This is a genomic window from Paenibacillus sp. TSM33 (genome assembly GCF_056099025.1).
In genome coordinates this window covers 1,433,971-1,459,037 of record NZ_JBLZXB010000010.1, presented here as the reverse complement: position 1 = coordinate 1,459,037, position 25,067 = coordinate 1,433,971, and the positions used below count along the sequence as shown (strand labels likewise).

Sequence of the window (25,067 nt, the reverse complement as noted above, 5' to 3'; positions counted from 1 at the left end):
GATTGCTCCGCCTTTCCTCCTTCTCCCATGCAGGAAAAGGATGTATCGGGTATTAGCTACCGTTTCCGGTAGTTATCCCTGTCTTGTGGGCAGGTTGCCTACGTGTTACTCACCCGTCCGCCGCTAGGTTAATTAGAAGCAAGCTTCTAATTAACCCCGCTCGACTTGCATGTATTAGGCACGCCGCCAGCGTTCGTCCTGAGCCAGGATCAAACTCTCCATTAAAGACGTTACAAAGTAACGTCAACCTGTTTCATCTTCATCCACTCCAATGAGAAGAACCGAAGATGAAACAATATAGAAAGAGCGATTAGCTCATTTTGAAACTGACGAGATAAAATATCTCATTTTTGCTTCCATTTCATACAACCAGATGGCATGTACCAAAATTTCAGCATTGGATTTTATAAATAAAATCCGTACTCACTCGTTGTTCAGTTTTCAAAGATCAAACACTTTCTCTTGATGTCAAATCAATCTCAACAGCAAATTTTATATATTATCACATTCGAACTAATTTTGCAATAACTTTTTTTCGAGAAGTACTTCTTCCTTCAAATCCATTCTGCTTATTAGCTACCCGGCAAAACATCTTGTTTAATTGGCCGGAATAAGAATATATCACATAATGAAATCATTTAGCAAGTGTTTTATCAAAAAAAATTTAAGTTTAATTTAAAATCAAAAACAAACTCCAAAACCGATAATGGTTATGCACTTCTACTGCCTTTTAAGGAAGCACAAAGTAAGAGGATTAAAATCTGAAAAAATATAAGAAAAAAGCCGACGAAAAAATCGCCGGCTTCCCGTTAATTCCACAAAATGTTATGGAGTATGATGACTAAAATATTGGAGCGTTCCACTTGGATAAGAGCTCCACTCTCCCGGAAGGTTATAAGAGGAGGAACCGGACTTAATCCCCGATTTTCGGATAATAGTCCCGTTATTCGGCATAAATTGCGTTTTGCCGTCAGGATCACCTAAGACGTCGATCGTTACGCCGTTCTTTTTCAGAACATAGCCTGTCGTTACGTTTTTATCTGTCTCTAATAACATTATCTCATCATTATAGTATGTCGCAGGAATAATATCGAAAAAGTCATAAAAGATGGAATCGATATATATATAAGGCATGCCTTTGTAAAACGAATTAATAGGCTGGTTCCACACTTTAGGAGTATTTGTAGCTAAATTGTATTGATGAATCTCAAGTGAGTATCCTGCATTTTCTATAGGCTTAGAAGTATCTCCTACCGGATTGTAAAACAGCTCAATGGCAGTACGGGTTTTATCCAAGGATAGATACTGAGAAAAATACAGTTCCTCCGGTCCTTGAGGATTTGAGATCACTTGAAATACAGTAGCAGATCCGTTTGCTCCGATTACCCAGAAGTATTGAAAAACACCCCCGTTACACGTCCAAACCGTCCCATTAAGAGGGGTTGGTCCAGTAAAGGTAGAATCTGCCGTACCCGAATAGACTTTAAATGAAGTTTCACCTGGGAACACTGTTGACATGTCATAAGTAATCGGATCTTTGACCCCTTGCTTAGTCCGGATTTGAATAATTCCATTCGTTGCAAGAGGGGCATTCGTTACCTGAAAATTATAGGTGGCTTTTCCGCCATGCCCATCATCCGCAGTAATCGTTACCTTGGTACTTCCTGCCTGATTACCAGGAGTAAGAGTCAGCGTTGATCCGTTAACCTCTGCATTTACCATACCGCTTGATTCAACAGTAGAAGTAAACGTCAGGACATCCCCGTCAGCATCACTGAACAATTGAGATAAGTCGTAGCTTCTTGCATTCGTAACTCCTGCAGTCAACACTTGTTCATAAATGACCGCATCTACTTGAGGCGGCTGATTAGAAGACGGGTTAGGCAAGCCGGATGATTGGACGCTGACCTGGAAGCTGGTTGAGGTTTCCCCTCCACGACCATCCATAGCTGTGATTTCTATGCTCGTCGTTCCTGCACTTAGTGCCTGAATTTTCAATTGAGCTCCAGCGATTTCCGCCGAAGCAACGGACGGATCGGAAGAGGTTGCCTTAAAGGTCAACGTATCCCCATCAGGATCAGTAAAAACGGAACCTAAATCGAGTGAGTAAACCTCACCACCTACAGTAAGCGACTGGTCGGCAGGTTTAGTTTCTACTGGATTCTGATTCTCCGGAGTTCCAGCTGTGACGGTGGTTTTAAAAGTTTCGATCACTTGCCCTCCCCGGTCATCTGTTGCTTTGATCGATACTAATGTGCTACCGATCGTTAACGGTGTAAGAGTGAGCATATCCCCATAAACGTCAGCCGTCACAACAGTCGAGTCAGAAACACTAACATCGTAAGTTAAAATATCGCTATCAGGACTGGAGAAGAAATCGTTTAAGGACAATTGAATATCGCCTGTATTTATTTCTTTTATCTGGTCCGGAATCCCTGACGAAACTGGGGATTCATTGACAGTAACATCAAAATCAGTAGTGACCTCGCCCCCGCGACCATCTTCTGCTTTAAGCTGAATCGTTGCTGTTCCTGAAGAAATTGCATGGACGGTGACTTGGTTTCCGTTAACGGATACAGCAGCAACTGATGAATTCGACGATTCTACCGAAACATCCACAGGATCGCCATCGGGATCGTGAAATACAGAAGATAAATCCAGGATATAATCTGCATTGCCTAAAATCAGTGTCTGATTATCAGGCTTCTGATCTATAACCGGTTTTTGGTTAGGAACAGCGGTTACTTCCATTTGGAATGACTGGCTTGTGCTGCCTCCATGGACATCAGATGCTTTAACGGATACTGCTGTGCTGCCAATCTTTAATGGTGTAATGGTAAGCGTGTCCCCATTCAACACTGCAGTCGCAACCGAAGAATCGGAAATATCAATGCTGTATGATAACGTATCCTGCTCATGGTCGGTAAAGAAGTTGTTTAAAGATAATTGAATGTCGCCTGAATTGATTTGTTTCGTTTGATCCGGAATTCCCAAGGATGCCGGAGGTTCATTAACGGTAATATCAAAATTGGTCTTAACCTCGCCTCCAAGGCCATTTGCCGCTTTTAGCTGGATGTTTGCTGTTCCTGAGGAAACCGCATGAACCGTAGCCTGGTTTCCGTTAACAGAGACCGTCGCAATGGATGGATCCGAGGATTCTGCCGATATGGTTAGTGGATTGCTATCCGGATCAAGGAATACCGGGGATAAATCCAGGATGTAGTCCGCATCGCCAACAGTAAGCGTTTGGTTGCCTGGCTTCTGATTTACAACCGGATTTTGATTAGGTACTGCAGTTACCGCCAATTGAAACGACTGGCTTGCGCTGCCTCCACGACCATCGGATGCCTTGACGGTAACTTGGGCATGTCCTACAGTTGCCGGAGTTAATACCAATTGATCACCAGTCAGGGTAAAGGTGGCAATGGAAGAATCATCGATCGCAACCTCATAGGTCATGGGATCATTTTCAGAATCCGTAAAAAACGATCCCAAAGATAAGTTTACGTCGCCGCTCCCCAACTGCTTGCTTTGATCAGGGATACCCGATGAAACAGGAGATTCATTGACACGAACTTTGAAATTCGTTCCCGCTTTTTTCCCGGCCTGGTCATCGGCGGCAATCGTAATGGTTGCAGTCCCTTTGCCAACAGCCTTAATAAATAGATTTGTTCCCTCTACTCGAACTGTACTGATTTTTGTACTAGACGACACTGCCGTATATTTGAGCTCGGACTGCTCCTCGTCCGTAAAATGACCAAGCAAGTCAATTTGAAGTTCAGAATCGCCCACCGTTACGGCCTGATCGTCATATTTGGTCACTAACTTCGGCGCTGTATTGGTCACAACCGTAGAACGCGAGCTGCCAGAAGAAGTTGTAGTGACTCCTGATACCGTCGAAGAGGACACACCTGCTGCAAATGAAGTATTCGTGACTTGGCTGGAGGAGCTTACACTAATATTTGCTGCAGAGTTATTTACTTGTAAATTTGAAATGGTTCCAGCTACCTCCAGACTGACCGGGGTGGAACTGTTCACAGCCAATGTATTAATGGAGGCCTTGCCTGTCAGAGCTACGGACTGATCGCTGTTGACCGACATTTGCTGAATAGTCCCCTGCAACTCTACCTGCTGGGCACCGGCAAGAACATTCAACTGCAGTATCGTTGAGGATGAATCATTTTCAATCGTTGCATTGGAAGTCAATGTCATTTGATCCACCGTCGAATTTCCTTGAATGACAACGTGGACATCCTGTTTGGAGACCTCGACATCCTTCAGCTCAGATGCATCAAATAATACGGTGTTCTGGTCACCACCCTGAATATATGTTTTTCCTTGTACCGTAAATTTAGAGGCATAGAAATCATGTCCAAGGCTTGACGTAACTGTAAAGCTATTTTTGACATTCAAATTCATAACTGAAATGTAATCACCGTCAATAGTTAAGTCTCCGTCAATCGTAGAGTTATGACCATCTAATACAAGATTACCACTGAATTCGGAAGCTTGCCCTATCGGGGCTTGCCCGCTCGCATGGATGACTAGTTTGGTGATCGATTCAATGGTCCGCTGTGATGCTACAAATTGAATATCTGCTCCTTTGAGAATCTCCTGGTTAGAGGTTTGCAAGATTCCTTTAACTGAATCCGAAAGTTTATATTCAATCCCGTTAATCCAAGCCTTTCCATCCTCCACTTTTTGGAGTTGGACAACATGGTCCTTAGGGAAAAAGGTAGACATCATATACTGGGCTATGTCTTGACGCTGAACGGACGATTTAGGTTTGAAACCGGATTGATCAGTCTTCATGGAGCCCGATTGTAAAGCCGTATTAACGTAAGGCCGTGCCCACGGACTGACCCGATTCCAATCAGTAAGTTTAGCAGACTCCGTGGCGTCAGCTGTAATAGGAAGCCCGGCGGCCCGCATAAGCAGAACCGCAGCCTCCTCTCTGGTTACTGCCGCTTTGGGCCTGAATTTGGAGCCGTCGTCCCCATTCATGAGTCCTGCACGATGTACAGCCTCAATATAGGGACTAGACCAACTTTTCGAGTCTACATCCGAGAAACTGCTACTTGCTGCTTTAGAAATAGAGAGTTGCAGAGCTTGAGTTAATAGAACCGCCATTTCTTGACGGGTCAACAAATCCGTTGGCCGATAGGATCCGGATGGGTCGCCATGCAACAGCCCGGCTTCAATGGCTTGCAGGATGTTTGTCTTTTGCTCTGAAGCGATATTATTGATGTCTTTAAAAGGCAGGCTAGCTAGAGCTGCTTCGTTTGATGCACCGCTGGCAGTAGATGCAATCACCTGCAAAGCCGTTGGAGCAACCAGTGCAGCCAAGGCTAATGTAATCAGCCATCTATTGGGTTTAGAACTCATGATGTTCCCTCTATTCTTTTTATTCATTATGGCGCCTCGCTGCTAAAGATACCGATATTATCCGTATAATCGATTCCTTCATCAAACCATTCACTCGCCTCGTAGTGGCCTGCATTTCCATGGGTAACATCGGATTGTCTAGCTATAGTGGTATGAGGCTGAAACACCGCCGTATCAATCAACTGATTATCGTAATAGAGCGATAAAGTGACAGATGCTGAATCATCGTTATAAAATCCCATATCCGTGAAGTAATCGACATGTGCATCACCAAAATACATGGTATCTCCTATCACAAAAGTAGCTCCACCTGGAATAGAAGCACCAGCGTCTTGACTTATTTCAATCGAATTTCCACCGTCACTGCGTTCAATTCTAATTTTTGAAGCATCCAGTTCCCCAGGACCTGCATTATAGAGCTCAATAATCTGCATCATAGGGTCGCCCTCCCCCCATGCCAACTCAGAGAAGAAAAGTCCCTTTTTTTCTCCAACAGTGACTTGGAAGATCGTTTGAACGGTTCCCCCCTTCCCATCATCTGCAGTGACTGTTACTGTAGCACTCCCGACTGCTAGCGGAGTAATAATCAGTTGATCGCCTGTAACGGAAACCGTTGCTATGCCAGGGTCCGATGAATCAGCGGAATACGTTAGCGCGTCCAAATCTTCATCCGCAAAAGTTGAAGTAAGTCCAATTGTTGTGTCCATAGCACCTGCTTCTGTAGAAATATCATTAATTGTGCTTTGAACAACAGGAGCGTGATTAACAGCAGGTGGAGGAGTCACCGTTAGAGTGAAATTCGTATGCACCGTGCCACCATTGCCGTCGTTTGCTGTTACCGTAATCGTGGCGGTACCCGCGTTCACTGGCGTTATTTTCAGATCGCTTCCCTTTACCGCTACCGTCACTACGCCCGTATCTGTTGTGGTTGCGGTGTATGTCAGCGCGTCGCTGTCTTCATCTGCGAACACACCTGCAAGGCTCACCGTCTTGATGCCATCTGCGACTCCAGTCGTCACATTGCTGATCGACGTGTTCACCGTCGGCGCATGGTTTACAGCTTCGGGGATCACTGGTGTGATCGTCACGTTGAACTGTGTATCCACCGTGCCGCCCTTGCCATCATCTGTCGTTACCGTAATCGTGGTCGTACCCGCGTTCACTGGTGTAATTTTCAGGTCACTTCCGTTTACCGCTACTGTCGCCACACCCGTATCTGTCGAGGTTGCCGTGTATGTCAGTGCGTCGCTGTCTTCATCTGCAAACACACCTGCAAGACTCACCGTCTTGATGCCGTCAGCAGCTCCTGTCGTCACATTGCTGATCGACGTTCCTACCGTTGGCGCATGGTTCACGACTTCTGGGATCACTGGTGTGATCGTCACGTTGAACTGGCTGTTTATGGTCCCGCCCTTGCCGTCGTTCGCCGTAACCGTGACCTTGGTTGTTCCTGCGCTCACCGGTGTGAGAGTCAGCTGACTTCCATTCACTGCTACCGTCGCTACGTTCATGGCAGAAGATTCCGCTGTGTAAGTCAGAGTGTCTCCATCAGCATCAGTAAAACTATTTGCCAGATTAATCTTTTTAGGCTCATCTGCTGTACTTAACGTAGTATCAGTAAACCCGGTAGTAACGCCTGGCGCATGGTTAGTCACTGAGTTTGTTGAAGTTCCACCTCCAGAGGAAAATGTCACGCTACTCGACGTAGCTGTAGTCGCTTCTTGAACCGTCCCGTCAGCCGACTGAATTTTTCCAATCTGTTTTTGTACTTCGTTGTAATTTTGGATAACTTGTGAAACAGGTACATCTTTAGGCATCTGAATCATTTCAACTTTAAAATTCGGATTCAATGTCACTTTAGCGTTTGCGTTGACAACTTGAAGCCTTCCAATTGTTCCGGTTCCTTTAATAGAAGTACCACTGACGGAATTCACAGTAAGATGCTTTACGTTTCCATTTAGCTGGATATTAGAGACACCCTCATTAAGCTCGATTACTCCTTTGATATCCCCTTCAATCTGAACACCATCACCTGAAATTCGAAGCAGGCTGCTTTCCGGTAGAGCATTAGTGTTTAACACAACATCTTTTTGCACGATCTCCAATTGTTGCAGCCCGTCCACATTACGATTGCGCGAATTAAACTTTAATATAGCTCCTTTTAACGCATCTTTATTGGAGTTTCCGATCAACTCTTTCAACTTTCCTTCTATTAAATAAGGAACATTATCGATCGTTACAATGTCTCCATCAATGCTATTGATCGTAGCTGTTTGCTCTTGAGTTTTGAAAATATCCAAGAGAAAAGGGGCAATATCCTCCCTTTTTACTTCACCTGTGGGATTGAGCTTGCTGTCATGAATGTCAATTAAGCCCAGACGAAGTGCCGTATCTACCGATCCAGCCGCCCATTGGCTTACCAAGGACTGATCTTTGGGCAAAATGCTTGATCCGCCCTCTGCATTAATCCCTCCGACTGCACGAACAAATACGGCTGCCAGCTCTTCACGTGTGACAGGATCGTTCGGACGGAAATTCCCTAATCCATCCCCGGATAGAAATCCTGCTTTTTGTGCGGCCTCTATATATGGCGCAGCAAATTGTTTACTTTGCACATCTTTAAAAGTAGAAGAACTCGAAACAGGGTCCAATTTTAAAGCTCTGACCAATAATACTGCCAGTTCCTGACGAGTTAATGTTGCTGCAGGGCGAAAGGTTCCTTGAGGATCTCCCGATAAAAGCCCCTGGCGTACAGCTTCTTGGATGGCTGCCATTTTATCACTCGTCACATAGGATGTATCTGAAAACAAATTATCGGCAGGCGTTGCAGCGTAAGCAGAAGTACCAAACGTCGCCTGAAGAGCAACAAGAGCGGCTGCCCACTTAAGTGAATAAACCTTCAATGGTTGTACCTCCTAATTACTTTTGAGTAAAACGACCCATTCGATCTTCGAAAGTTGGGTAATAAGTCCGATCCACTATATTTCTCAACAAAAAACACGTTTATATTAATCTTTTGTTCATATATTTATCGAAAATAAGTGATTTATGTCGTTTCGAATTAATATACACGAAACCACTGAACCAATTCTGAACAAAAGCTTATATAATGGTGCTAGTTACAGCAAGTGCCCAACTCTATTCTTCAAAGAACTCATTTCCGCGAGTGATTTATCAGAATCATCCATTAATCGGACTCATGTTCTATAAAAAAATAATCGCAGGCTAGATACCTGCGATTATTTTTAAGTAAGACAATCTTATTCGAAGTATAGAATTACGTTATAAAATGATTAGTTTGCCAAGATTAGCATTGTCGACAATTGTGCGCGTTCATTTTACATTGGAAAGCAGCAGCTTCTCGTATCGTTCCGGGGAAAATGCTGTTTTCATGTTCTTATTACACTTTGGCACTTGCAAAATGAGCATGTTATCAAGCAAGCAGGATAAGCGGTACGATTAACAGTGTTGTGATTGGAACAACGTGCAGTTTGAGCAAAACGTGCGTGGTGCGATCTACGGCTTTTTTCAGAGGAGAAGTGATCTACATGGCAATGACAAATCGGGGTTACCGTCGAAGAATAGGTCGTTGAATGAACCAGAATATTTAAAAATTATCTCTCTTCAAATGGCATTTAGCTTGCTGCAGGGCAAAGATTTACTTGATCAAGCTTACTTAAAGCCAGTAAAAGAGTGTTACATTTGAGGCGCAAAATACATTTGTTATTCGCATTGTTTTCGGACGTAACTAGTCCGTAGATAATAAAAAGAGCTATGCTTGCGAATTATTGGCATAATCCGTAAACATAGCTCTCGACGAGTCTTATTTAAGGTTATATTTTTTGTTAAAGCGATCCACACGTCCACCGATATCCACGTTTCTTTGTTTACCAGTGAAGAACGGGTGGGAAGCGGAGCTAGTATCTACACGGATAACTGGGTATGTGTTGCCATCTTCCCATTCCATCGTTTCTTGCGAATACTTAGTGGAAGCACTCAGGAAAGAGAATCCACAGCTAGGGTCTAAAAAGATAACTTTATTCAATGTTGGATGAATATCTTTTTTCATTTGTTTCACCTAATCTTTCATATAGTTTTAGTTTCAAACTCAAACGTACTCGTGCAATGCTCCATCAGTTGGCAAGAGGAACGGTTATGTCTCAGAAAAAAAGACGACAGATCGTAACAGTTGCGCTCAAGGTCGTAAACGACAAGCGAACGATGCCGTATATATCGCATCGCTCATTACACGAACGCTCCGAATCTTTCGTCAGCCTTCATCGTTATATAAGCATATTGTGAATGGTCCTCCGGCTCGTCCCGCATGCTGACATCAGCATAGGAAAACTCGGTGGCCACGTGCTTTCGATTCAAAAGGCAAAGCGTGCCATGTAGCTTAGCATCTATCAAACAAACATGAAAAAAAGCTGTCCTCTTAGATGCTAGCTTTAACTTTGGGTGCTCTGTCCACTGGACTAATTCAAGTTTTCGCCGGTTCCATAACGCAGGCTTTTTGCAAACTTAACAGGCTCCGCTCACGAAGCAGAATCATTTGGGTTGCTATGCAGCAAACCACAAATTATCTAGTTTCACGATGAATCGTGTACTTTTTCAAACGCGGAGAGTATTTTCTCATTTCAATACGCTCCGGATGATTTCTTTTGTTCTTGGTTGTTGTATAGTTGCGATCACCGGATTCGGTGCATGCCAAGGTAACAATAACGCGCATTTATTCTTCCTCCTCAATTGGAATACATGGTATACAATTACAATAGTAATTTTTACGATTAGTTCTATTTTATAATTCATGCTCCTCTTTGTCAACCTTGGAGTCGCAGTTTGTTGTTTCTTTTACCGTGTTCCAGCGATTACGGTACTGTACTAGCTTGGGATGAAGTTCCAATGGTTCACTAGAAAGCACCAACCTGACGGTTCTAATCCATTCTCCAAAGGATGCATAGGAGGCGCACAAATTTGCAGTTTCAGGACTCATATACAAAAAAAGCGGAGTTGCATACTTTTCCGCCAAAAAACGAATGGCTGCTTCAATCGGCGTATACTTTTTTCGCTTACCTTCCCAGTTCTCAATCACAATAGCGCTCAAAGTCTGCTCTCGCTGCCACTCTCCAAGCTCGTCGACCCGCTTATAATACGAGCGTACTGGCTGCTTCCACATTCTTCTGACGGTTTCTTCATGTAGTGGATACAGCACCAGCCTTGTAAAGGATAGTGCAGCCCCCGTTTCGGCAAAAAGCTCCAGCTCACTGGCTGTAGTCTGCTCAAACGTATCATAGTAAACCATAGTCCCTTTGTGCGTTTCGATTGGCGGTTCATAGCCATAGGGTACATATTGAAGGTTTCTTGTCATACTGGGCACTCCGTCCTTCCATAGAAAATTTCTCCTTCTATATTATACCCTTGTTATGGCATGAGCTTACATAAAATGTTTATCCTTATTCGACAGCAGCCCTATTACCACGTGTCCCCCGCCGGAACTGCAACGCATAAAGCCCCATCGTCACAAGTGCAATCAGCGCAAGCACCGTAAATATATTGCTAAAATTAAACACCTGGACATTAGCTACAACAGGATTCAAATGAAAGGACGCCGAACTATCTAACGTTTTGCCCAAAATACTTGTTGTGATCGCCCCGGCAATGAAATTCAACAGAGATAACAGCCCCATTCCAACACCAATCTGATCTTTCGACAAAGTACGAGAAATCGTGTTGGACATGGCAATCTGCATAAAAGTCTGACCAACATTCCCGAAAATAAGCAAAAACAAAATCAGATACGGAGACGCACCTACAAACGTGGACAAGCTGATAAAGCAGATAAACAATAGCGATACAGCTGTATACACCAAAACTGAATTCCCTTTGCTATCGGCCAAACGCCCTCCTGTTTTTCCTAATAGAGCTGACGCAATAGCAGCGGGAAACATAATCAGTCCAATCGTTGCTGGTGTAAGCTGGTTGAGACTATTCAGAAACTGTGGTGCCAAGTAAGGCAATCCAAAGCTAATCCCCGTCCCTAAAAAAGCGATAAGAAGCCCATATGAATATTGCTTGTTACTGAACAGATTTGGCTGGATGAACGGATCGTGGGCAGTACTAATGCGCCATATAAACAGTCCAAATAGAACCACACCGATCAGAAAAAACATCATATTGGCTTGTGAAATGGAAAGCAACAAGAAGGCCACTGTTCCACCCAGCAATAATCCGCCAAGAAAATCGAATTTCTGATCCTCTCCTCGCTGATCGTCCAAATATTTGCGAAAGAACGGCAAAGCGATCAGTGGCAGCATAGAAATGACGAACAAAAAACGCCAGCTCGCAAAACCTGTAATCAAACCGGAAATAATGGGAGCCAATGCAGTCCCTAATGCTAAGCCGATTGCTGTGACGCCCAAAGCTCGCCCTCTTTTTTCAGCCGAAAAATAACGAACAGGAACAATCATAGCGGTTGCGGGAATAACAGCAGCCCCTGTGGCCTGAAGCAAACGGGCTACAATTAACATCCAAAATTGATTGGCCAACAGTCCAATGAGCGAACCTAGTGCAAAAAATATAATCCCAAATGTTAGCAAATCCTTGAGACGATACTTATCTGCCAGCTTGCCGTAGGTCACCGAGCCAACCGCATACACGATCATATAACCCGTCAGCAGCCAGCTTACATCGGAGGAACTAATATGAAATTCCTCCCGAATCACAGGCATAACTACATTAAACATAAAAGCGTTCATCACTGAAAAAACAAGTGTGAAGGCTAAAACACGCATAAGCTTATCCGCATTGGGATAAGTTTGTTCTCTTATCATTTGGTTTCTCCCTCTCCTGTAAACATCTTATCTAGCTGATATTTTATAGCTTATGAATCCCCCATCCGGGCGCAAGTTTTTCTATTTTATCACTCAAATACAGGCATTAGCAGGACGGTAATCGTGAAGAATTTTTTTGAGCAAACCGCGTAGCGCCTCCGATTCTCCGACAGATAACGTTTTGCCTACGGAGCTTTTAATTTGCTCAATGGTACGTTCGGCTACCTTGTGAATCTCCAAGCCTTCCTCGGTCAAATAGATTTGCTTCATTCGTGCATCTTCTGGATGACTTTGGCGTACTGCCCAGTTTTTCTTGACGATCCCGTTAACTAGGCTGGTAACACTTGATTTATCAATAAGCAATAGCTTTTCCAAATCCGTATTGGTGACTCCAGGCGACATCGCCAGTATATAGAGCGTCTGCGATTGTGGGGAGGTAAGCCCCAAAGGGCGCAGTGCTGTTTCAATCTCACGCCGCACGGTGGTGAAAATCCATTTAATTAAATACATCGTGCTCTCTTCCTCCCAAGGAAGACAAACGGGATATACCTCACTTCCCATTTTGCTACTAACCTCCATATTCATAGAATTTTAATAGTTTGAATTCCAACTAATTTTAATCATCCGCCTACTTGGTGTCAATACCTTCGTAAAATGATCGTCTACTAAATACAATGCCTTTCAAGTTTACGAATACGATCTATATATACACTAATACATAGCAAAAAAACGAGCCCTAAAAGGAACCCGTCTTTTTACTGTCTATGGTTGCTTAGTCCGCAGTTTTCACTTGAACTAGCGGATAATCTTTCCCATCAACGGTAACCGTGCTAGCATCATTTAGCTCTAGCCGTTGCCAAATGGTCAACAGCGTGCGATAAGGATACTTATCGAGATCATATTCCGTTATCCCTGTACCATTATTGGACGTGCTGGTCGTGGTTTTATCGGTTGCTATACCGCTACCCTCAGTTGATATCTCTGAAGTCGCGCCTCCGGCTGTGTTGTCTGTCACTATTCCAGTCTGATCAGCGCTTTTTCCGCTGGATGTACCACTCAGTTCTGCAGAACCACTACCTGTGGATCCTCCTGCTGCTGTCTTGCTTTTGGTGGTAGCTCCCTCAGTGTTAACGTCACTGGACGAACCATTGTTAGCTTTACTGGCTGCTTCCTTATCATTCTGTTCAGTAAGTGTAAAATTTTCGTATGAGTGCTCCTGTTGATCGGCGCCGACAATGACGAGTTTTTTAGGCTTAAATTCTGCCTGCTCTCCCGATGTTTGAAACGCAAACAACAGCTTGACCATTTTCGTAGTGGACTTGGTGTTAGGTACATGTGTCACTATTGCAGTAGGCTCCTCTTTTACCGGCACTATAGGCTCTACTGGCTGTTGTACAGGCTTTGGAGCAGCGGCAGGCGCTGGTGTGTCAACAGATCCAATTACCCCGGTTGCTTTCAGGCCGCCTAATGTACCTGCAACAATGATTAATACGATCCCGGAAATCACCCCGCCTTTGCGGAAACGACGAAGCGTTTTGACCAAAGGCGTATCTGTCTCACGCTTTGCTGCCAAATAGAAATTTTTAAACACAGGCTTAGCAGATTCAAAATATTGACGCCAAAGCGTCTTTTTATGCAGTCCCTCTCGTCCTTCCTTTTGGAAGAATAAAAGCAACGCTCGCCGATAGGCTGGCTCAAAACCACCACGTGGAGTAGCAAACTCAACGTGTTCCTCCGACCAGCGGATAAAGCGGTACATCGTATCGTTATCCTTCGCCCATTTGCGGATCGAACTGACCAGGCGCGCAAAATCCAGTATTCCTTCACCAGTACCATCAGAACGATAGAAAGCTGGCAACAGACGGGCAAAATGGCCTTCTGCAAGCTGCTGGGGCAGCCAGCCATAAGCCCAATCCTGCACCTTTTCTACTTCGCCAGGCTCCAGACCGTCTAGCACCGATGGTTCCGGGTCCTCCGTGTTAAACCAATCATAAGCTGCAATCAATCGCACGGCTTGTCCCTTGAGAGGAGCAGGCAACTTTCCAACCCACTGTACCAAATCAGCCCGTGTAAAAAACGGAATTTGTACGACCTGATCAGGTGATATTTCTTTTAGCTCTACTTCAGTGAGCAAATACCGATCCGCTGCTTCCTGTAAGCGCTCTGTCAATCCGGATTGCTCCAGCGGGGACAGTGTGCCCACGGCAGAACTACTGTCCCATTGATGCAAGCGTTGGTGAATGGCAGCCACAGCCTCTACCGGCTTTCTCTCGGCACGTAGCTTGCCCATCAATGCAGATTCGGCCAAAAGCTGAAAATCGGCATTCGCCGACACTTCGATATACCGACTGCCCCATTCATGCACCACGGCCAACAGGCCCTTTACATCAGGCGTTCTTTTCATCTGACTGTCCATGTAGGGAATGAACAGCATTTTGGTGAGCGCCGGATTACCCAGTACTTTCGTAAAATAGGCCTTGCCTAATGACGGATTCTCTTCAATCGTATGATAAATATACGTGACCGCTTCCGTATTTCTGGCAGTATATGCGTTGTTTAGCGAGCGGATTAAATATTCCACCAGCCGATTTTCGCTGCTGCGTGCATGAACTTTATAATAGTCCTTGAAGCAATCGACCAGCCCTACATCCGGAATATGTCCATCCTTCACCCGATCAAATTCATGATCAAAAAATGACAGAAACAGATCATTCAACCGCATTTTACGTGGCAGCGCATCGGATGGTGATAAATAATCAGTTAAGCTTCGTAACACAGCGATTCGTTGCTCATCGTATAATGACCGCTCGCCCTGCTCAATTCTGTACAGCGTAATAAGCTCATGATAACTGGAGGGCATTAGTTCACGCCCTGCCTCCATGCCTGTCAGCATTTGCTCGGCAAATTTGAGAAAATCGTCCGGTGCCTCGCCATTCAGCAGCGTACGGACAATCCAGTCAAAATATGGCTGTTTCACCTGATCTGCGTCCACATTCAGTATTCGACTATGGTTAGAAAGGTCAAATACAAAATCCTTTTCCACATTCCGATCACCGGGACGCAAGCTGAATGGCTCAACGAACATTAAGTGAATGCCTTTTCTGCTGTTCGGTTCCTGCGCATATGTAAGAAATCCGAGTCTGTTGCGAAATGCATAAGGCAGTGCCGCGTACAACACACCCAACAGCTGCTTGGCTGAGGATGCCACCGCTTCTGCTGGAACATTCAGCGCTACATATACCTTTTTACGACCCGCGGCTGACATCATCACTGCGTATAAAAGCTGCTTGAACACTTCTTCGCTTAGCTGCAATTGAGCCAGTACTGCCGAAGGGTCAACAGCAGGAAATACACTACCACCAGGCAGACGCTCTAATTCCGGTAATTCCGTTCCCTGCTCAATGTCGTAGGTATCGACAAACGAAGTGTTCAGCCACTGCTTATAATCAGACGGAGACTCACCATGTCCGGCCGGAATCACATAGTTATGCGTAAAAAAAGCGCTCCGCAACCCAGTGAAATCTGCTGCTTTATAAATACTGCGTCCGAGCACTACATCCCCGGACTCTGTCCGTACCAGATGTAAAGCTTCTGGATAAACACTCTCCTGCTTCTCGCCACGCGCTGTCAAAGCCGCAGGCGCATCATACACACATAAAGGATGCAACACTTTTTTAATAAATGAAACATCCAGTCCTTTGGAATTAGCCACGGTATCGAAGCCTTCTGTAGAACGGAAAATACCACGCCGTTCCCGTGTGTACATCTGCTGCTGTATCATACGAGAGGTAGAATAACTCACTGTGATTCTCTCCCCTCGATGTACTTCAGCTTATAGAGCAGCCAAATGAATGGCTCATCTACACGGATCGGACTAACCAACCCTTGCAGCTTTTGCTCCACCGGGTTGCTACCTAGAGCAGAAACCGCGAAATAGGCTGTATCTGTAAAATATACATCCATTGTGCCCTTGAACGGCTTATCCACCTTCTCGATAAAGCGCCGAACTTCGCCATCAATGTTCGCGAACTCATCCAAATCCATGTATTTGCGATGTTCCATTGGATTAAAAATATTGCTGTTCGTCTTGATATACGTGCCTTCTTCATCTGCCAGCGCAGTAAGCATGTCGCTTTTGGTCAGGACCACAGCGGTCGGAATGTCCGTCTTGCCTTTTTCCTGGTATGCAATAAAGTCACCGAACATCGTAAGTACGACATCACGCGGTTCATCATATTGCGAGACCCATTCACCAGGCTTATCGCCGAGATTAATCTTAATACGTTCCCGGATAGAACGGATTTGCAGTGGGTCGACCATAAAAAGAATACCCGCAGAATTTTTAATATGCTGCCCATGCAGTCCCAGATAGTCCTGATCGACCATCCCCTCACCAGCTACATCAAAAAATACCAGTGTCAGTGGTGGCTTTTCCTCATCCTTAAATACAAACTGGAAAATAAAAGGCTCCTGCATCTTTTCTTTTTGCGTCGATGTAAGCAGATCGCCTCGTTCAAACAGTGGTTCCTCATACATCGTGCGGAACTTGCGGCTGATCTCTGCATTGAGCGGCATGCAAGCTGCGTCAAAATGATCGGCCGTCACATGCTGCAGCGTGTGAATCAGGGAGGTCATATATACAGATTTCCCAGCCTGTGAAGCCCCAATAATTGAAATGATATTACTCGGCACTTTGCCTGCGGTTACAGGCAGCTCGTTATGGCAGTGTGGGCACAGTCGGTGACGTGTCAGCTCACCGTATCGGTCCGTCAGACCTGTCAGCACATGATCTGAATATAAGCGATGTTCCTCAGGTACATCATAGGGATGAAGAATTGCCTCCATATCATGCACACTATCCAAGCCAAAACGCTCCCGATATTTGTTCAACAGCTCATCTTCACCCAAAGCGTAATCCTCATCATCTTCGCGGTGATGAGAAGCACGGAATACCACTTCCTCTGGTGAAAATTTACTAAAACAATAAGGGCACACAATATCATAGAATAACGGCCGTGGCTCGGCCTGTGGCTTTCTTCTGAATAAATTGCTAAGAAAACTCATCGGTTGTGGCCTCCTTTCATTCAGGGACTAATTCATATATCGTGCCATACTCCTGACCGTCCGTAAAAAACAGCCGCACATACTCATCTCCCCCCACTTCAATAGCGGGTAAAACATTCCGTCCTGCGGCAAAGGGCGCCGTGAACGGATACAAGGTGCCATCGTCCCGGTCTGCCGGATAGCCACCGCGCTTCTTTACGTAGCAAAGCGCCTCCTGCGGAACAGGAACTTCGGCTGTCACCCGAATCTGGACTGTTTTGCGGCTGCGAAACCAACTTTTTTTATGGTGAACCGCATATTTGATTTTAGCCCTACCCGTGCTCAACTCCAGTTGGTTGGCGCCGTCTTGCTGGCGGATTACAAAGGTGTCACCATCCTCCCGAACAGCCGGATACACGGTATACCGCACACGTCCAATGCCTTCAATCCGGTCACGATAGCTGCCAGCGGCCTTATATTCCTCGCGTGTAAAAAGCTTCAGTTCAGAAGTCGGTGCTTCATTCTGCCCATTCGCAACTGTATCAGCTGATTGTTTGGCAATATAGACCACGGCTGCGCCTTCAGGCCACTGCCAGCGTAACACAACCCGGTTGTCGTCAATTTTGTGGCTCAGCTCCGAAATCACAGGATCATCGGGCTGTGCATCCCTATACTGCATAAGTTCCAGCCTCCCGTTCTAAAACCCACTGTTGCGTCGATTGCGCGTAGGGCCTTCTGGTGTTCCTCTCCGGTGACCTGACGGTCCCCCCTGGCTCCCACCACCAGAAGATCGGCGAGTATTTTCCGCAATCGGCAGAACAAGTGAAAAGACAGCAATAAGGGCCGCGAGTACGAGCGCTGCCAGCAAACGAATCATCAAGTCACCTATAGGCGAGCCCGATAACCCTCTTTCCAAAATCAAGCCAGCGAGCAAGCCGGCTGGAACTCCACCAATCGCGAAATTCCGCGCAAGAAAACGGTTATCAAACATTAATCCAAGAGCCAACCCTAATAGAACTCCAATGATAACCAGAGCCGTTACGCGATAAATGGCAAAATACAGACTGTCGGCATACTCACCTGTCCGCTCCGTTACCAGCGTGCGATCACCAATTTTGTTATAAATTTTACCGAACGCCTGAGTAAGTCCTTGGGCGTTAGCTACATTAGAATAAGTTCCGCCCGTTAGGCTGGCAATATTTTGCAACAAAGCTATACCTTCCGATTCTGCCAGTTTCAGGCCAATCGTATTAATCGGAATCTGACGGGCAATGTAAGGTGCCAATGCGGTCTGAGTATCCAGTTCGCTAAAGCCATCAGAGAGCATAATAACGAGAGAACCTTTTTCCGCATTGCCTTCGGTTTCAATCTCCTTGATCGTCTCGTCCAAAGCAAGCCCGATCTCTGTACCGCCTGACATTATAGTCTGCATACTATCGATTTTGGAATATACCGCTTGCTTCTCTGCGTCTGTGCCAATAGGAGTAAACGGCTGTACCAACTGCGCAGTGGATTCAAAAGAAACAATAGCTACGCGCTTGTCCCCATCCATTTGTCCAATCAGACTCTTGGCAGCTGTTAGGCGTTCATTATCGGGATCTGTTTGCTGCATACTCCCAGAATTATCAATCACAAGCACGAGGTCCTGTACGCTCTTACGCCCTTCAGGGTTAACCTGATACCCCAGTTCTAATAGCAGACCTGCCACGAACAACATAACGAGTGTAGCAGGTACTAGTAATTTCCATGACAATCCAGAGTATCGTTGTCGCCATGAATGTCCATTTAACTGTGGCGAAATCAGTTCGCCGATAAGGCAGCCTAGACCAATGCACAGCGCCATGATGCCAAAATATAGCCCGATCACGATGATATGCGGCCAGTGGCCTATTAATTTGTGAAGAATAAGCTCTCCCAAGATGAAGCCTACTACAGCACCCAGCAAGCCAAACACCAATAGGAGAACGTTAAATTTACGTTGCTTCATAAGATTCGTTGCTTCCTTCCATCATTAAAGTTGGATAATATATGGCTACCGCAATTCCGGCAACCGGTCCACGTCGATTCCATGAAACACGAAACCATTCGCAGTATATGTCTCATAATACGTTTTGCCGTTGCGGTAAACCATCAGATCCTCTAGATGGAAGCCGCCCATCAAATGCAGTTTTTCCACCCCGCTGCTGCGACGCTCATGTACAAAACCCAGCTTGTAAATTCGCGAAGTAATGTCCACATCCATCGCATAAGGAAGAAATTCGCCTTCGTAGTCACCAAAGAAGTACTTTTCTTCATACCGGTGCTCATGGGTGTAGTCGAGCAAACGTACATTAATTCCACCATGCTCTTCTAATGTTTGATACAGTTTTTTAAACAGCTCATCCTTTGGAACGACCAGTCGATTTTCATATGCAGCAGCTACATTGGCACGACGTAATAATTCTTCTTCGAATGTCTGATTAAATGGCTGTGAGCTGAGAATCAAAGTACGGCAGGTCTGCGTAAGTCTATCCACCAGCACGGATAAACCTCCATCCAGCAACCCAGATACAGGTCCCATATGCCGGGTGTCAAAGAATATAGATTTTCCCCGCTTGCTTTCCAGCTCACGCATGACATCCTCCGTCACACGCTCATAATACTCGAACAGGTTTTGGCCTGTGTAACTGTCAGCCTGCCGAATACTGTCTGTTGCCGCTTGATGCAATTCATGCTCCAGGTTGGCAAGCTGTACTGTATTATGCTTAGCCTGTGCATGCCATTTTTCCAGTGCCAGTTCATAGCGGCGAAGTAGCTCCAAATCCACTTGAATCCGCAGCATGTGCAATTTATGTCCGTAGACTGTCTCGGTCAGATAACGGATCAAGCTGCGCACATTATGTTTATCCATAAGTGGCAGTCGTTGAAAGGGCTGATCCTCCACTCGTCCGCTATACAGCGCATCCAGTTCGGCTGCACTAATCTGCAAATCATTGGACATATCACGAATCAGTCCCCGAACAGCCGTAAGCACATTTCCTGTTTGATTTTCATCCGTCCAATCTGTCAGCTCGAAAAAGCCGATATGAGGATGTTCCTTAGCAGCTGCGTTCACAGCCGTCTGCAAACGCAAATCCGCCTGAAAATCTCCCAAGCGTTTATGTACGATCCGTTCGCAGTTGTCGCGGAAAAAGGCTTCGCAGCCTTGACCAAACAAGGCTTCCTCTGCCTCACGTAATGTCATTCGTTTCAACGAGCCGTAGCTGGCTCCGCTGGTCATTAGTGCGCTCATGTCCATGATCGCCTCATTGCCAGGAACTAGATCATTTCGCGTGCGGACACGCTCGGCAGCATCTAAACCAAAATAATTCAGCTTTTCACGTATGTCCCACTCTTGCTCTGTTCTCATACGCTCTAACAACTTCACATAAAAGTGATACAGCACCGTAAGCGCAATCGATTGATTAGGGCGGTTAACTCGGGAAAATCCGGCCGACACATAACCCTGCCGCCCGGATTCCGTCATGATGTTGTTCTTAAACGATGTATTATTGTAGCCCCCATCCTGTGACCGATAGGAATCTCCTGCCTGATAACGGTTTTTAAGAAGTTGAATGTGACAAATAATATCACAGCTCTCTCGCAGACTATTCGGCACTGATATACCTCGCTCATTCTTGTCGGACAGCACATAGACAAGATCGAACAGCGGAGATGGAGCATGGGATACCGGGATGGTCAATTTGTCCTCGGTCATATGAAGCGGTGCTGTAAACGTATATGCTGGACTCTGGATATAATCCAACTCCCGCATAAAAGCCACAGACGTTGCACTCCGGTAGCCGAATTGAGCAACCTGATCGCTTTCGCTCACCAACACATACAAATCCATTTGTACTGATTTAAAAGATTGGGCAAAAATATACTCTGCCAACAGCGTAATTTCAGGAATTAATACGTTCATGGGATCATCCGCTGTCGTCAAGATCGACAAATGTACACGCTCGAACGAGGAATACAACCGTCCGTAATCAGCCAGATGTCCACTAGCCCGGCGCAACGCGGTGTTAAGTTCTATTAGCTTTGATTCATGTGTATAAAAAGCCTGGTGCAAGTCACGACGTAGCGTTTGGTGATTACTCTCTTCCGGAACTGCTATCGTATGAATGATGGCATCCACCGAACGGTCTACAGCCGCATGCTCTTCCTGTGAGCGAATCTGAATATAGGTTACCCCTGTGCTGTTATCCCACTTGGTCCGGTTGATATCTGCAATTGTGTTCATCACCGGGCTCATGCGATCGCCGATAAAAAGAAACACGGACGGGAAATGGATGCTGCTGCGTCCATCCCCGCTTCCGATTAATTGGTCCTCTGCGGCTGCATAGTCAGCCGCATAACGTAACAGCTGCTCTCTCATACTTACTTCAACTTTCTGCGGATGTCGTTTAATTTTCCAGCCATTTGAGCATAAAATGCATAAAGTTCCGCTCCATTAGCCAACTCTACCTTTTCATATTCCAATTGATTGCGGGCCTCTGTATAAGTTGTAGCCAGTTCATCCAACTTCGCCAGCAGTGGTGTAATATCCTCAGATGAAGTCAATACAGCATCACGGCGATCCGCCTTGCGCATTAGAGCTGCAAATTTCTTCTCTTCCAAACCACGGAAGTTTGTGAAAACTTCAAACTCCACATAATTACGGCTCTTCATGACGTTGGCAAACGGCTCCCACGCTTCTTCCTCTTCATCACGATCATAGACGTACAAAGCGCCTTTTTTCGTAATCGTGTCTGTATAGAGTGCCTGAATGAACTGATCCAGCCATTTTTCTTCATCCTGATATTTGCCCAGCAAAGCTTCCAGTTCGGCGGCTTTTGCTTCGATTTGTATATATTTCGCCAGCTCATCACGAACCACCTGCGTTAACTCCGGTGAACGGATCAGGTTTTCCTTCGCCATCTCTTCATTGATGCTGCCAAAGATGTCCTTGCTTCCGGTCTGCTCCAGCCCTTCAGCCAGTAGACGCTTCAGCTCAGACCATGCTCTTTTCACCTCGCCCAAATTCGGCTTGGATTCCTGTAAGCGCATATCGTAGCCTGCCAGTAGCGCATTCATATCTAGCGCTTGTGAGCGAATTACAGTAAAACGGCTGCTTGTATTTTGATCGACATCTTTCTCACGAATCACTCCGAGTGCCTTAGCCCGGTCGAAATCATTACGAATGCGGGCATTGTGAGCTTGCACACGCGAATTGACGTAAGTTTCTCCCCATGATTTTTCAGGAATCGGCGACGGCAGATTCGTCCAGTTGTTCTGACCTGTCTGCACTAGATGTCGGCCAATACCTTCACGGTCAAGAATGGTTTTCTCATAGCTCTCTTCATACACTTTGAGCGGCGTATATACAAACAGAGGAACACCATTACGCGTATTGAGCCAGAAAATCCGATTACGGACTTCACTTTCTTTAATAGTGAAGTGCGATTTGCCAATTGCATTATTTTGATAATTGCGAACGCCTTTCAGGATATTAGGCGACTGTACAGGTACCGAAACGAATCCCCAGGATGGGAAATACAAATTGCCAGAACTGTTGCTCAAATGGAAGACAGGTACAGCCTCCTCATCCAGCTTGCTTGCAATGTAACGCTCCACAAATTTTTCAATTGCTTCATCCTGCCCGTACTTCATGACCAGGAAATCTTCCATGGAACGGGTAATGAGATCACCAAATTTGTCAGTCAAGAAATTGGAAATCGAGCTAATGATGTCCATATCCTGATCTTTCACCCATTGATCTGAATTTTCCAGCAATTCTTGGGCAAAATCACGGATCAAATCGTCACCATTGCGGTTATCCAGCAGCTTGGTCACAACTTCCGAAATATCCGGTACACTTACCAGATTCCAATAATACGTCTTGTTCCCTTTGTGATCGGATTGTTCCTCACCGTTGATCAGCAAATCACCATTTTTCTCGAAAATGGCACTCAGCGCGTTCAAAATTTCAGTAAATACATTATAAATGCGGTTATTTTCTTTATTTAGCAGGTCATACAGGTCTTCATAGAATTCAATGAGCTGCTCTGTACGTTCCACATCAGCCCGCAGCCAATATTCATTAATTTTTGCTTCAATGTATGCATTTTTCTTTTTATCCTTGGATACAAATGCGCTCTTGGCATCACCCAGCTTCTCATTCGCCTGCTCACGTGCCCATTCAATATCCGTAGGAATACGGTGCAGTGATTCACGCAGCGTTTCAACATAGGAAAGCAGCATTTTCAGCAAGCTAAATCCTTTTTCAGTATAAATCATGCGAGATACATAAAACGGTCCTTGCTCGGGATGCAGGAACATTCGGCGAATTTGGTCCGTAAACTGTCCTGTAATTTCACCGGGAAGTTGTTTCTTCGCTTTGATATACTCTTCGCGGGCACGCGTAAGGAACGTTTGCTCCAGCTCAGTGTCCATATTGACTACTTGCATTTTAACAACATTGTTATAACTTAACCGTTCACTGTTTTCAAAACCCGGAAGCGGCTCAGGCACACGAGATTCAAAGTTTTTAATCATGCTATCCAGATCAACACCCAGCTTGCGGGCAAACTTCTCTACGTCTTCCTGATTCGGCGCTTGTTCAAACATCTTAGACATTTTACCAAACATCCGGTAAGCCAGATATGTCGTCATTTCTTCCATGGGCAGCACTGCCGAGGAAGCTCCGATAATATTGTAATCATAGTTTGCTGGATACGCCTTATTCATTTGTGCGATGTTGGTACGAATGTTGCTGATATAGTCATGAATGGCGAACTCTTCGCCCGACTGTTTTTCCTCACTCGCCATAAAGTTGGTGATGTTCTCGGCGGTGACATTCATGCAGTAATCATAGGCATTTTCCAGTAGCTTGCCTTCCGTATTCGTAGCCGAAATAAGGTGACACAGATTAAACGGCGGCAACGGCGAGTTTACTGTCAAAATGTTACCGTACTGCTGCTTAAAGCGTTCGCCACGACTGTCCACATTCATCCAGTAGTCCAACTCTTTCAGTGCAGCATAACCGTTCTTTTTAATATATTCACGTGTATGCTCGCTCAGGCTTTTATTCGCTAGATTAATATCCGGCGTGAACAGATAGCCCAGCGTGTTCACACGGTCTACACCTGCAGAACCGTAGTCGCGCTCAATAATGCCTCGGACGATATAGGAGATATCGAGGAAAGTACCGCTTCCTGTACCGCCGGACAATCCGGATAGCAAAAACACCATAAGCTTCTTGTTAGTACCTTCAGACAGGGTTTTGATTTTTTTGTCAATGCTTTGTACGACCTGATTAATTTTGGTGAACAATAGCAATCGTCCGGCCTGACGTACCCCTGCCGCTCCATTCATACCATCGGTAATGCTCAGCTCGGGAGACAACCAGTCAGTGATGTACGGCTCCAAAATACTGCGATTTTGCAGCAATCCTCCGATTTCCGCATTGGACAGTAGTACAAACTCATTGATGGGGTCCAAACCAATCCCTTTGTATTTTTTGTTGCGGTCTTGTTCATTCGTTTCAAAAGCGAGAAATTCCACATTATCCGGTTTCTCGCTCTTTTTCTTGGAAATCGGGTCCGCAGGCAGCTTGAATCTGCGGTTTATTTGATATTTCAAGCGGAGAAGGGCGTCAATCCCCGTTCCTCCAAGTCCGATAATTAAAATAGGATTATCAATGGTATCTACTCTGATCTTATCACTTACGATCCCTCCGCCAAGTGATACGTCTAATTGTTGGATATGCTCTCTAACTACTGGTTTCATAGATATGACCTCCTAAGG

14 protein-coding genes and 1 rRNA gene are annotated in these 25,067 nt (G+C 45.4%); all 15 read right to left on the bottom strand.

The annotated features are described in order from the left end of the window. Nucleotides 1–225 (bottom strand): 16S ribosomal RNA (locus tag ACN6NF_RS10735); the annotation flags it as partial. A gap of 600 nt (nt 226–825) precedes the next feature. Next, entirely contained in the window at nt 826–5,385 is a 4,560-nt protein-coding gene (locus ACN6NF_RS10730) for an S-layer homology domain-containing protein (protein ID WP_474317501.1), read from the bottom strand. Nucleotides 5,386–5,411: 26 nt separating this feature from the next. Beyond that, on the bottom strand, nt 5,412–8,288 hold the full coding sequence (locus ACN6NF_RS10725; protein WP_474317498.1) for an S-layer homology domain-containing protein: 2,877 nt from the start codon (nt 8,286–8,288) through the stop codon (nt 5,412–5,414). A gap of 920 nt (nt 8,289–9,208) precedes the next feature. After that, nucleotides 9,209–9,454: a type B 50S ribosomal protein L31 gene (locus ACN6NF_RS10720; protein WP_016821159.1), complete on the bottom strand. Its 246-nt coding sequence runs from the start codon at nt 9,452–9,454 to the stop codon at nt 9,209–9,211. 176 nt (nt 9,455–9,630) lie between these two features. Further along, nucleotides 9,631–9,759 (bottom strand): hypothetical protein, encoded by a 129-nt coding sequence (locus tag ACN6NF_RS10715; protein ID WP_474317496.1) that lies wholly within the window; start codon nt 9,757–9,759, stop codon nt 9,631–9,633. A 205-nt stretch (nt 9,760–9,964) separates the two neighbouring features. Further along, on the bottom strand, nt 9,965–10,114 hold the full coding sequence (gene rpmG / locus ACN6NF_RS10710; RefSeq protein ID WP_013370941.1) for a 50S ribosomal protein L33: 150 nt from the start codon (nt 10,112–10,114) through the stop codon (nt 9,965–9,967). Nucleotides 10,115–10,183: 69 nt separating this feature from the next. Next, nucleotides 10,184–10,753 (bottom strand): hypothetical protein, encoded by a 570-nt coding sequence (locus ACN6NF_RS10705; protein WP_474317494.1) that lies wholly within the window; start codon nt 10,751–10,753, stop codon nt 10,184–10,186. A gap of 85 nt (nt 10,754–10,838) precedes the next feature. Next, nucleotides 10,839–12,215, bottom strand: a complete 1,377-nt coding sequence (locus tag ACN6NF_RS10700) for an MFS transporter (RefSeq protein WP_474317492.1) — start codon at nt 12,213–12,215, stop codon at nt 10,839–10,841. Between the two features lie 93 nt (nt 12,216–12,308). After that, complete coding sequence (locus ACN6NF_RS10695; RefSeq protein ID WP_474317489.1) at nt 12,309–12,776, bottom strand: MarR family winged helix-turn-helix transcriptional regulator; 468 nt, start codon at nt 12,774–12,776, stop codon at nt 12,309–12,311. A 211-nt stretch (nt 12,777–12,987) separates the two neighbouring features. Beyond that, complete coding sequence (locus ACN6NF_RS10690; RefSeq protein WP_474317486.1) at nt 12,988–16,017, bottom strand: GAP1-N2 domain-containing protein; 3,030 nt, start codon at nt 16,015–16,017, stop codon at nt 12,988–12,990. Further along, nucleotides 16,014–17,279, bottom strand: a complete 1,266-nt coding sequence (locus ACN6NF_RS10685) for a TRAFAC clade GTPase domain-containing protein (protein WP_019687103.1) — start codon at nt 17,277–17,279, stop codon at nt 16,014–16,016. Before ACN6NF_RS10685 ends, ACN6NF_RS10690 begins: the two co-directional genes overlap by 4 nt. Nucleotides 17,280–17,295: 16 nt before the next feature. Then, nucleotides 17,296–17,937, bottom strand: coding sequence for a beta-mannanase (locus tag ACN6NF_RS10680; protein ID WP_474317484.1), 642 nt, complete (start codon nt 17,935–17,937; stop codon nt 17,296–17,298). A gap of 18 nt (nt 17,938–17,955) precedes the next feature. Further along, entirely contained in the window at nt 17,956–19,245 is a 1,290-nt protein-coding gene (locus ACN6NF_RS10675) for a vWA domain-containing protein (RefSeq protein ID WP_474317483.1), read from the bottom strand. A 45-nt stretch (nt 19,246–19,290) separates the two neighbouring features. Further along, on the bottom strand, nt 19,291–21,657 hold the full coding sequence (locus tag ACN6NF_RS10670) for a transcription initiation factor TFIID (protein ID WP_474317481.1): 2,367 nt from the start codon (nt 21,655–21,657) through the stop codon (nt 19,291–19,293). 2 nt (nt 21,658–21,659) lie between these two features. Continuing rightward, nucleotides 21,660–25,049 carry a tubulin-like doman-containing protein gene (locus ACN6NF_RS10665; RefSeq protein WP_474317479.1) on the bottom strand — a complete coding sequence of 1,130 codons (3,390 nt, stop codon included), beginning with the start codon at nt 25,047–25,049 and terminating at the stop codon, nt 21,660–21,662. Nucleotides 25,050–25,067 lie beyond the last annotated feature (18 nt).

Excerpts from the sequence above, each read along its gene's own strand:
- ACN6NF_RS10700 (WP_474317492.1), bottom strand. The coding sequence starts at position 12,215 with ATGATAAGAGAACAAACTTATCCCAATGCGGATAAGCTTATGCGTGTT.
- ACN6NF_RS10730 (WP_474317501.1), bottom strand. The coding sequence starts at position 5,385 with ATGAGTTCTAAACCCAATAGATGGCTGATTACATTAGCCTTGGCTGCA.
- ACN6NF_RS10670 (WP_474317481.1), bottom strand. The coding sequence starts at position 21,657 with ATGAGAGAGCAGCTGTTACGTTATGCGGCTGACTATGCAGCCGCAGAG.
- ACN6NF_RS10665 (WP_474317479.1), bottom strand. The coding sequence starts at position 25,049 with ATGAAACCAGTAGTTAGAGAGCATATCCAACAATTAGACGTATCACTT.
- ACN6NF_RS10680 (WP_474317484.1), bottom strand. The coding sequence starts at position 17,937 with ATGCAGTATAGGGATGCACAGCCCGATGATCCTGTGATTTCGGAGCTG.
- ACN6NF_RS10705 (WP_474317494.1), bottom strand. The coding sequence starts at position 10,753 with ATGACAAGAAACCTTCAATATGTACCCTATGGCTATGAACCGCCAATC.
- ACN6NF_RS10720 (WP_016821159.1), bottom strand. The coding sequence starts at position 9,454 with ATGAAAAAAGATATTCATCCAACATTGAATAAAGTTATCTTTTTAGAC.
- ACN6NF_RS10695 (WP_474317489.1), bottom strand. The coding sequence starts at position 12,776 with ATGGGAAGTGAGGTATATCCCGTTTGTCTTCCTTGGGAGGAAGAGAGC.
- ACN6NF_RS10675 (WP_474317483.1), bottom strand. The coding sequence starts at position 19,245 with ATGAAGCAACGTAAATTTAACGTTCTCCTATTGGTGTTTGGCTTGCTG.
- rpmG (WP_013370941.1), bottom strand. The coding sequence starts at position 10,114 with ATGCGCGTTATTGTTACCTTGGCATGCACCGAATCCGGTGATCGCAAC.
- ACN6NF_RS10685 (WP_019687103.1), bottom strand. The coding sequence starts at position 17,279 with ATGAGTTTTCTTAGCAATTTATTCAGAAGAAAGCCACAGGCCGAGCCA.